General features: G+C 67.1%; 11 protein-coding genes. 5 read left to right on the top strand and 6 right to left on the bottom strand.

Translation table 11 applies throughout. The features are described from left to right. On the bottom strand, positions 1-277 hold a 277-nt coding region (locus QMO14_RS31890), incomplete at its 3' end, for a sodium/proton-translocating pyrophosphatase (RefSeq protein WP_301512076.1). Between QMO14_RS31890 and QMO14_RS31885 the strand changes: the two genes are divergently transcribed. Continuing rightward, a complete protein-coding gene (locus QMO14_RS31885; RefSeq protein ID WP_301512074.1) occupies positions 276-1400 on the top strand; it encodes a hypothetical protein in 1125 nt (374 codons plus the stop codon). The genes QMO14_RS31890 and QMO14_RS31885 overlap by 2 nt on opposite strands. Before the next feature lie 299 nt (positions 1401-1699). Here QMO14_RS31885 and QMO14_RS31880 read toward each other — a convergent pair whose 3' ends face one another. From QMO14_RS31880 to QMO14_RS31860, 5 genes are all read right to left on the bottom strand, one after another. Beyond that, positions 1700-2491, bottom strand: a complete 792-nt coding sequence (locus tag QMO14_RS31880) for a zinc-dependent peptidase (protein WP_301512073.1) — start codon at positions 2489-2491, stop codon at positions 1700-1702. A 17-nt stretch (positions 2492-2508) separates the two neighbouring features. After that, complete coding sequence (locus QMO14_RS31875; protein WP_301512071.1) at positions 2509-3297, bottom strand: UDP-2,3-diacylglucosamine diphosphatase; 789 nt, start codon at positions 3295-3297, stop codon at positions 2509-2511. Positions 3298-3331: 34 nt separating this feature from the next. Then, positions 3332-3844: a peptidylprolyl isomerase gene (locus tag QMO14_RS31870; protein WP_301512070.1), complete on the bottom strand. Its 513-nt coding sequence runs from the start codon at positions 3842-3844 to the stop codon at positions 3332-3334. A 24-nt stretch (positions 3845-3868) separates the two neighbouring features. Beyond that, the gene (locus tag QMO14_RS31865; RefSeq protein ID WP_301512069.1) at positions 3869-4462 is read right to left on the bottom strand and encodes a peptidylprolyl isomerase; all 594 of its coding nucleotides are present in this window, start codon (positions 4460-4462) and stop codon (positions 3869-3871) included. 75 nt (positions 4463-4537) lie between these two features. Next, positions 4538-5128 carry a tetratricopeptide repeat protein gene (locus tag QMO14_RS31860; RefSeq protein ID WP_301512068.1) on the bottom strand — a complete coding sequence of 197 codons (591 nt, stop codon included), beginning with the start codon at positions 5126-5128 and terminating at the stop codon, positions 4538-4540. Positions 5129-5347: 219 nt separating this feature from the next. Between QMO14_RS31860 and cysS the strand changes: the two genes are divergently transcribed. From cysS to tilS, 4 genes are all read left to right on the top strand, one after another. Next, positions 5348-6724: a cysteine--tRNA ligase gene (gene cysS, locus QMO14_RS31855; RefSeq protein ID WP_301512067.1), complete on the top strand. Its 1377-nt coding sequence runs from the start codon at positions 5348-5350 to the stop codon at positions 6722-6724. 17 nt (positions 6725-6741) lie between these two features. Continuing rightward, positions 6742-7392: a DNA-3-methyladenine glycosylase gene (locus tag QMO14_RS31850; RefSeq protein WP_093306189.1), complete on the top strand. Its 651-nt coding sequence runs from the start codon at positions 6742-6744 to the stop codon at positions 7390-7392. A 153-nt stretch (positions 7393-7545) separates the two neighbouring features. Then, positions 7546-8526, top strand: coding sequence for an acetyl-CoA carboxylase carboxyltransferase subunit alpha (locus QMO14_RS31845; RefSeq protein ID WP_301512066.1), 981 nt, complete (start codon positions 7546-7548; stop codon positions 8524-8526). A 19-nt stretch (positions 8527-8545) separates the two neighbouring features. Then, a partial coding sequence (gene tilS, locus QMO14_RS31840) for a tRNA lysidine(34) synthetase TilS (protein WP_301512065.1) occupies positions 8546-9086 on the top strand: 541 nt, incomplete at its 3' end.

The raw sequence follows: 9086 nt of genomic DNA, 5'->3' as shown, positions 1-9086 counted from the left end.
CCGAGACGTTCATGCCGATGAAGCCGCAGGCGCCGGAGAGCACCGCGCCCACGATGAAGCCGGCGGCGGTGGTGAGGTCGAGGAACACGGCGATCAGGATCGCGAGCACGATGCCGACGACGGCGATCGTGCTGTATTGCTTGGCGAGGTAGGCCGAGGCGCAGAGCGTGCCGCTGGACCGCCGCCAGGAACAGAAGCTGTGGGACGCCTTCCGCGCCCCAATCGACGAGGCCTTCAACCGCAAGACCGCCGAGCGCGAAAAGGCGTCGGCCGCCATGAGCGAACACGATCGCAATGTGCTCGAGGCGTCCAAGGCGCTCGACGCGGCCAATGCCGGCGGCGATGCGCAGAAGATCCGTGCCGCCATCGCCCGCCTCGAAGGCGCGCTGCGCGGCGAGGCGCCGCCGCCCCCGCCGAAGGCCGACGGTCCGTCGGTCGGTGCGACCGAGGTCGTGGCGCCGGGGCAGGCCGCCGCCGAATTCAGTGAAAGCGCTGAACAAGCGCCGAGCCCGAGCGACGCGGAAGCATTGCCCGGCATGCCCGCCGATGCAGCCGCGGCGCCCGCCGCTTCGGCCGACCTCGTGGCACCCGCTGACGGTGCCGACGCTTCGGCACGCACCGATGGCGCGGCGCACGACGCCGGTGAAGCCGCCGCAGTGGTCGAAGCACCGGCAGCGGCGCCGAAGGCCCCGCCCAAGCCCGTCGTGGCGATGCGCGGCGACGACCGTCCGAGCAGCAAGAAGGCCGAGGCGGCGCCTGCGCGCGGTGTTGCCGGTGGCCGCTTCGGCGACCGCCGCGACGGCGGCCGTCCCGGTGCTGGTGGCCCGGGTCGCCCCGGCGGTGACCGCGGTGACCGTGGGGCCCCTCGTGGCGGCGATCGCGGTGCCCCCGGTGGCCGTTTCGGCGACCGTCCGCCGCGCGAAGATCGCGGCCCGCGCCTTGGCGATGCCGCCTTCCGCGCACAGCGCGAAGCGCTCGAACGCGCCGACCTGGCGCTGCGCAAGCTTGCCGCGCAGGCGCACGGCGAGGCCCTGACCCAGGTGCTGGGCGCCTGGGAGCAGCGCGATGCCAGCCGTCTGCCGAGCGTCCAGGAGCTGGGCCGCGCCGTCACGCCGGCGGTGCGCAGCGGCTGGTCGCAAGCCATTGGCTCCGCGCCTACGGCCGCGGCGAACGACGCCGCCGAAGCGCTGCTGCGCCTCGAAATGGCGGCGGAAGTGCCGACACCCGCCGAGCAGCTCGATGCGCGCCGTGCCCTGCAGCTCAAGCTGCTGACGAAGCGTGGTGACCCGGCTCCCTCCCAGACCTGGGGCCAGGATGCCGGCAAGGTGTTGGCTGCGGCGCACGATGCTGCCAGCGCGCGTCGCCTGCAGAACGCGCTGAAGGCGCTGCTGCGCAAGTAAGCAAGAGCGTAAAGCGGCGTTCCAGGAAACAGGCGCCCCGCGAGGCGCCTGTTTCTTTGGGGCAATGGCGGATCAGCCGAACTCAGGTCTTCTCGCCGATGCCCTGCAGCAAGGCATGGGCGCCGACGATCAGCGTGCCTGGTCGGTGACGGCGCTCGACGCCGCGGCGGCCTGGTCCTTGGACTCCATGATCTTCTGCACGCCGGCCAGCGGCACCACGGGCTGGCCTTTGAGCTTCACTCCATGGACCAGGTTGTTGCTATCAAGAAGATGGCAAACAACTGAGAACAGGCGAGCGTTCAGGGTCTTTTGGTTAAAAAGAATTCATCGAAGATCGCGAGCACTCCCGGGAAGTCGCGCGCGAAGTTCGGGCGGTTCACGAAGTAGGCCTCGCAGGCCACCGCGAAGAACTCGCTGATCGACGTGGCGCCATAGGCGTCGAGCCACGGCGCCCCGGTGCCGAAACGCTCCGCCTTGATGGTCTGCTCGCGGAAGTCGTCGTAGGCGGGGCGCAGCACGGCCAGCCACGCCTGGCGCGCCGCGCGCGAACCGCGCTGGCCCGCGAAGCCGGGCGGCAGGGGCGGGCAGCCGTTGGCGTCGCCGCCGCGCATGTCGATCTTGTGGGCGAACTCGTGGATCACCACGTTGTAGCCGCGCTCGCTGGTGATGCTGCTGGCCAGCACGTCGTCCCAGCTCAGCATGACGGGACCGCGCTCCATGGCTTCGCCAGCCACGACTTCGCCGTATTCGTGCACCACCTGCGCTTCGTCGACCACCTTGCGTCGCGCCACCACCTCGGAGCGGTGCACGACGATGCCGACGAAATCGTCGTACCAGTTCAGCCCGCCCTTCAGGTGCAACACCGGCAGGACGGCCTGCGCGGCAATGGCCAGCGCCACCTCGTTGGTGATGGTGAAGCCCTTGGCGCCATGGAATTCCTTGTCGCGCAGGAACTCGGCGGTGAGCGTGCGCAGCCGTTGGCGGTCGGCTTCAGGCAGCGCGCCGAGGAAGGTGTAACGCCGGAGCGTGGCCTGCCACGCGGCTTCGGGTATCGGGGGGAGGGCACGCAGGCGGCGCAGCCACTTGAACATTGCTGGCGGCGGCGCGGCTAGCGCAGGTCGACGCGCTGCGCACCGGCGGTCGAGAGGCACAGCAGTTGCGCGCGTGGCGGATGCGCGGCGACATCCCAGTCGCTCAGGACGATGCGGCGCAAGCCGTCGCCCATGTCGTGATCGGCGGGGCGGTGCGTGTGGCCGTGCACCAGTGCGTGGGCATTGGCCCGCTGCAGCCAGTCGCGCGCGGCTGGCGTATCGACATCGGCCCAGACCATCGACGGGTTGCGCTTGCGGTCTTCGCTCTGCACGCGCATGGACCGCGCGAGCGCGCGGCGTTCTTCCAGCGGCCGGGCGAGGAACGCGGCCTGCCACTCGGGCGTGCGCACCTGCGCGCGGAACTTCAGGTATTCGGTGTCCTCGAGGCAGAGGATGTCGCCGTGGCTCAGCAGCCAGCGCTGGGAGTGCAGCACCAGCACGGTCGGATCATCGAGCAGCGTGAGGCCGCATTGCGACGCGAAGGCGGGACCGACGAGGAAGTCGCGGTTGCCGTGCATGAAGAACACGGGCAGGCGCCGCGCGGTGCGACGCAGGAGTTCGGCGCACTGGGCCTCGAAGGTCGCTGGCTCGCCAGGCTGGGTGGCGGCATCGTCGCCCACCCACACCTCGAACAGGTCGCCGAGGATGATGAGCGCATCCGCCGGCGTGGTCTGCAGATAGCCCTGCCAGGCCTCGAAGGTGGCGGGCTCGCCGGCCTGCAGGTGCAAGTCGGAAATGAGGTCGACCGTGCGCCACGCGGGCGGCGCCACCAGCTCCGGAAAAGCCGGGTTCGCCACCGTGGTCATGCGGTTGCTGCCGCCGCGTTGCGCCGGTTGCTTGTCATTCGACGGTGACGACGGCCTTTTCGATCACGACGTCTTCGAGCGGCACGTCGTCATGGAAGCCCTTGCGGCCCGTTTTCACGGCCTTGATCTTGTCGACCACTTCGGTGCCGGCGATGACCTTGCCGAACACGGCATAGCCCCAGCCCTGGGCGGAGGGAGCGGTGTGGTTCAGGAAGCCGTTGTCGGCCACGTTGATGAAGAACTGGGCGGTGGCCGAGTGGGGCGCGCTGGTGCGGGCCATGGCCACGGTGTAGTTGTCGTTCTTCAGGCCGTTGTTGGCTTCGTTCTGGATCTCGGCGTCGGTGGGCTTTTGCTTCATGCCGGGTTCGAAGCCTCCGCCTTGCACCATGAAGCCGGGGATCACGCGGTGGAACACCGTGTTGTCGTAGTGGCCCTTCTTCACGTACGCGACGAAGTTCTCGACCGACTTCGGCGCCTTGGCTGCGTCGAGTTCAAGCGTGATCACGCCGAGGTTCTTGATGTGCAGTTCGACTTGGGGGTTGCTCATGAGAGGACTCCTACTTGAAAGGGATTACTTTGCCACCACGGTGGCGGACTTGATGGTGACGGCCTCGAGCGGCACGTTCTGCATGCCGCCCTTGTTGCCGGTGGCGACCGCGCGGATCTTGTCGACCACGTCGGTGCCGGAGACGACCTTGCCGAAGACGGTGTAGCCGTAGCCGTCGGGGTTGGGCGCGTTGAGCGAGTCGTTGTTCTTCACGTTGATGAAGAACTGCGAGGTCGCCGAGTTGGGGTTGCCGGTGCGGGCCATGGCGATCGTGTACTTGTCGTTCTTCAGGCCGTTGCTCGCTTCCAGCGGAATGGGGGCGCGCGTGGGCTTTTGCTGCAGGTCGGCCGTGAAGCCGCCGCCCTGGATCATGAAGCCGTCGATCACGCGGTGGAAGACCGTGCCGTCGTAGTGCTTGTCCTTGACGTACCGCAGGAAGTTCTCGACTGTCTTGGGCGCCTTGGCCTCGTCGAGCTCGACCACGATGTCGCCCGCCGAGGTGGCGAGCTTGACGCGCGGCGTGGCCGATTGCGCATGGGCGCCGGCGGCGAATGCGAATGCGGCGGCCAGCACGAGGGCGCCGCGACGGCTGAAACGGGAGAAGGAGTTGATCGTCAAATGAGGCTCCGTATGCGATGGAGGAACGGTGCCGCGCCGTTGACACCGTGGCGGTGCCGCGGCGGCGGCGACAGATTACTTGCTTGCGCGGCCGACCGGCTTGCGGATGACCACCGGTGCGGCGGGCAGGGCGGCCGCCTCGGCTTCGGTCTTCGAAGTGAAGATCTGGCGGATCAGCGCGAGCTTGGGCGCGACGCTGGCGTTGGTGCTGGCGAACTGTTGGGCACGCACGTATTCCTGCGCGGCCAGGCGGGCGTACACGTCGCCGAGATTTTCGTGGGCCGTGGCGTAGTTCGGGTTGAGCTTGATGGCCTGCTCGAGCGCGGCGCGTGCCTGGTCGAACTTGCTTTGCGAGGCATAGAGCGCCGCGAGGTTGTTGTAGGGCTCGGAGAGCTCGGGGAAGTCTTGCGTGAGCTGCGTGAAGGCGGTGATGGCCTCGGCCTGCTTGTTCTGCTCGGTGAGGATCACGCCGCGCAGGAAGCGCATCTGCGGGTCGCGCGGCTTGCCGGCGATGTAAGTGTCGGCCTTGGCCAGCGCCTCGTTCGACTTGCCCTGGCGCAGCAGTGCGTTCACGTCGTCGTACTCGTTCGCATGTGCGGCGGAGCCCCAGAGGCTGAAGAGCAGTGCGAAGGCAATGGAGAGTCTGGAGAAAGCGGAGTGCTTCATGAAGCCTCGACGGATTTTGGGGGGAGATGAGGGGAGCGAACTCGGGGGGCGCGGGCTTGGGGAACACCCGGACGCTACCCGACGGCGGCCGTTTATACTTGACCGGATTGTAACCGAGGGGCTATCTCGACCCCCTCGCGAACACAGTCCCGGCCACCCCTGAAAAACACCGTCTTTCGCCCGTGACGCACGTGCGCGAAACGACGTTTTCCGAATCTCATGAGTCTGCGCATCTACAACACGCTGTCGCGTGAATTGGAGGAATTCTCCCCATTGCAACCGGGACAGGTGCGCATGTACGTCTGCGGCATGACGGTCTACGACTTCTGCCATATCGGCCACGCCCGCATGATGATGGCGTTCGACGTGGTGCAGCGCTGGCTGCGCGCCAGCGGCTACGCCGTGACCTACGTGCGCAACATCACCGACATCGACGACAAGATCATCGCCCGCTCGGTGCAGCGCGGCATCACCATCCGCCAGCTGACCGACGAAGTGATCGCGGCCATGCACGAGGATATCGGTGCGCTCGGCATCGAGCCGCCCACCGTCGAGCCGCGCGCCACCGAATACGTGCCGCAGATGCTCGGCATCATCGAGAAGCTCGAGCAGAAGGGCCTGGCCTACCGCTCCGACAACGGCGACGTGAACTACGCGGTGCGCAAGTTTCCGGGCTACGGCAAGCTGTCTGGCAAGTCGCTCGACGAACTGCATGCGGGCGAACGCGTCGCCGTGCTCGACGGCAAGGAGGATCCGCTGGACTTCGTGCTGTGGAAGGCCGCCAAGCCGACCGAACCCGCCGATGCCAAATGGGAAAGCGGCTACGGAACCGGCCGACCGGGCTGGCACATCGAGTGCTCGGCCATGAGCTGCGCCACGCTCGGCGAAACCTTCGACATCCACGGCGGCGGCGCCGACCTGCAGTTCCCGCACCACGAGAACGAGATCGCTCAGAGCGAAGGCGCCAACGGCAAGCCGCTGTCGCGCTTCTGGGTGCACAACGGCTTCGTGCGCGTGGACAACGAAAAAATGTCGAAGAGCCTGGGCAACTTCTTCACCATCCGCGAGGTGCTGCAGAAGTACGACGCCGAGACCCTGCGCTTCTTCCTGGTGCGCACGCATTACCGCAGCGCGCTCAACTACAGCGACGCGCACCTCGACGACGCGCGCAATTCGCTCAAGCGCTTGTACACCGCGCTCGACCTCGTCGTGCCGGCCGAGGTGGTCGTCGACTGGACGCAGCCCCATGCCGCGCGCTTCAGGGCCGCCATGGACGAGGACTTCGGCACGCCCGAAGCCATTGCCGTCCTGTTCGAGCTGGCCGGCGAAGTCAACCGAACCAAGTCCGCCGAGACCGCCGGCCTGCTGAAGGCGCTGGCCGCTTCTCTGGGCATCCTGCAGGGCGACCCGCGGGCCTTCCTGCAGGCGGGCAGCACGCTCGACGATGCGACCATCCAGGCCAGGATCGACGCGCGCGCCGCCGCCAAGGCTGCGAAGAATTTCGCCGAAGCCGACCGCATTCGCCAGGAACTCCTCGAGCAGGGCATCGTGCTCAAGGATTCGCCCACGGGCACGACCTGGGCGGCTGCGCAGTGAACGGAACGACGAACCCCATGCCTGCCCCCAGGAAGTCCAGCGTCACGATCTACACGCCGGACTATTGGGAAGAGGCGTGCAAGCACCTCTCCCGCAAGGACCGCGTGATGAAGCGGCTGATCCCGAAGTTCGGCGACGCCTGCCTTGAGTCGCGCGGCGATGCGTTCACCACGCTCGCGCGCAGCGTGGTCGGCCAGCAGATCTCGGTGAAGGCGGCCCAGTCGGTCTGGGACAAGTTCGCCGCGCTGCCGCGCAAGCTGACGCCGGCCAACGTGCTCAAGCTCAAGGTCGACGACATGCGCGGGGCAGGGCTCTCGGCGCGCAAGATCGAGTACCTCGTCGACCTGGCCCTGCATTTCGATTCGGGCCTGGTGCACGTCGATGCATGGAAGGACATGGACGACGAGCAGATCATCGAGGAACTCGTGGCCATCCGCGGCATCGGCCGCTGGACTGCCGAGATGTTCCTCATCTTCCACCTCATGCGCCCGAACGTGCTGCCCGTTGACGACCTGGGGCTGCTCAACGGCATCAGCGTCAACTACTTCTCGGGTGACCCGGTCAGCCGCAGCGATGCCCGCGACGTCGCAGTGGCATGGGCGCCTTATTGCAGCGTGGCGACTTGGTATATTTGGCGATCGCTGGATCCCGCTCCAGTCGCGTATTAGCAACACCCCCAGGCTGCGCGCACTTCGTGTCGCTTCGCCAACCCCCTCGAGGGGGCAACACCTGAGGCCCGGCAAAGCCGGTTCCTTGGTGTTCCTGGAATGGATGGTGCGGTGGATGGGCGGGMAGCAAATTGAAATAAACAGGAGAAGACGTTGGCGAAACGAACCTTCCTCGACTTCGAGCAGCCGATTGCCGAGCTCGAAACAAAGATCGAAGAATTGCGCTATGTGCAGACCGAATCCGCGGTCGACATTTCTGAAGAGATCGATCAGCTCGGCAAGAAGAGCCAGCAGCTCACCAAGGACATCTACAGCGACCTGACGCCCTGGCAGATCACCAAGATCGCGCGGCATCCCGAGCGCCCCTACACGCTGGACTACGTCAACGAAATCTTCACCGATTTCGTCGAGCTGCACGGCGACCGCCATTTCTCGGACGACCTGTCGATCGTGGGCGGCCTGGCTCGCTTCAACGGCGTGCCTTGCATGGTCATCGGCCACCAGAAGGGCCGCGACACGAAGGAGCGCACCGCGCGCAACTTCGGCATGAGCAAGCCCGAGGGCTACCGCAAGGCGCTGCGACTGATGAAGACGGCCGAGAAGTTCAAGCTGCCGGTCTTCACCTTCGTGGACACCCCCGGCGCATACCCCGGCATCGATGCCGAGGAGCGCGGCCAGTCGGAAGCCATCGGCCGCAACATCTTCGAGATGGCGCAGCTCGAGGTGCCGATCATCGTCACCATCATCGGTGAAGGCGGCTCCGGTGGCGCGCTGGCCATTTCGGTCGGCGACCAGCTGCTGATGCTGCAGTATTCGATCTATTCCGTGATCAGCCCCGAAGGCTGCGCTTCCATCCTCTGGAAGACCGGCGAGAAGGCCCAGGAAGCCGCCGACGCGCTGGGCATCACCGCGCACCGCCTCAAGGCGCTGGGCCTGGTCGACAAGATCGTGAACGAGCCCGTGGGCGGCGCGCACCGCGACCATCGCCAGATGGCTGCGTTCCTCAAGCGCGCCCTCAACGATGCCTTCCGCCAGGTCAGTGACCTGAAGCCGAAGGAACTGCTGGAGCGCCGCTACGAGCGCCTGCAGAGCTACGGCCGCTTCAACGACACCAAGGCCGACAGCAGCAGGTGATCCCCACCCGGGCTGTGCCATGAACTCCGCTTTCGAACGCGCCATTGCCGCGTTCGAGCCGGCGCACTGGCCGCTGGCGGTGGGGTTCAGCGGCGGCGCCGATTCGACTGCCTTGCTGGCCGCCTGCGTGGCGCGCTGGCCGGGTCAGGTGGTCGCCTTCCATGTGCATCACGGGCTGCAGACGGCAGCAGACAACTTCGAGCAGCATTGCCGCTCGACGTGTGAGCGACTGGGCGTGCCGCTGGTCGTCCATCGCGTCGATGCGCGCCATGCGGCGGGCGAAAGTCCTGAAGACGCCGCCCGCCGGGCTCGCTACGCGGCGTTTGCCGTGATGGCACAAGCGGATGGGGCGAGGACGGCGATCAGGTCCGTCGCGCTGGGGCACCATGCCGACGATCAGGTCGAGACCCTGCTGCTCGCGCTGTCGCGCGGCGCGGGGCTCCCGGGGTTGGCGGCGATGCCGGCGCATGCGCGGCGCAACGGGCTCGATATCTACCGGCCGCTGCTCGCGGTTGCCAGCGCCGAAATCCGCGAATGGCTGGCCGACCGCGATCTTCAGT

The sequence above is a fragment of the Variovorax sp. CAN15 genome (genome assembly GCF_030462475.1).
Taxonomy (GTDB): domain Bacteria; phylum Pseudomonadota; class Gammaproteobacteria; order Burkholderiales; family Burkholderiaceae_C; genus Variovorax.
This window is presented reverse-complemented; position numbering and strand designations above follow the sequence as displayed.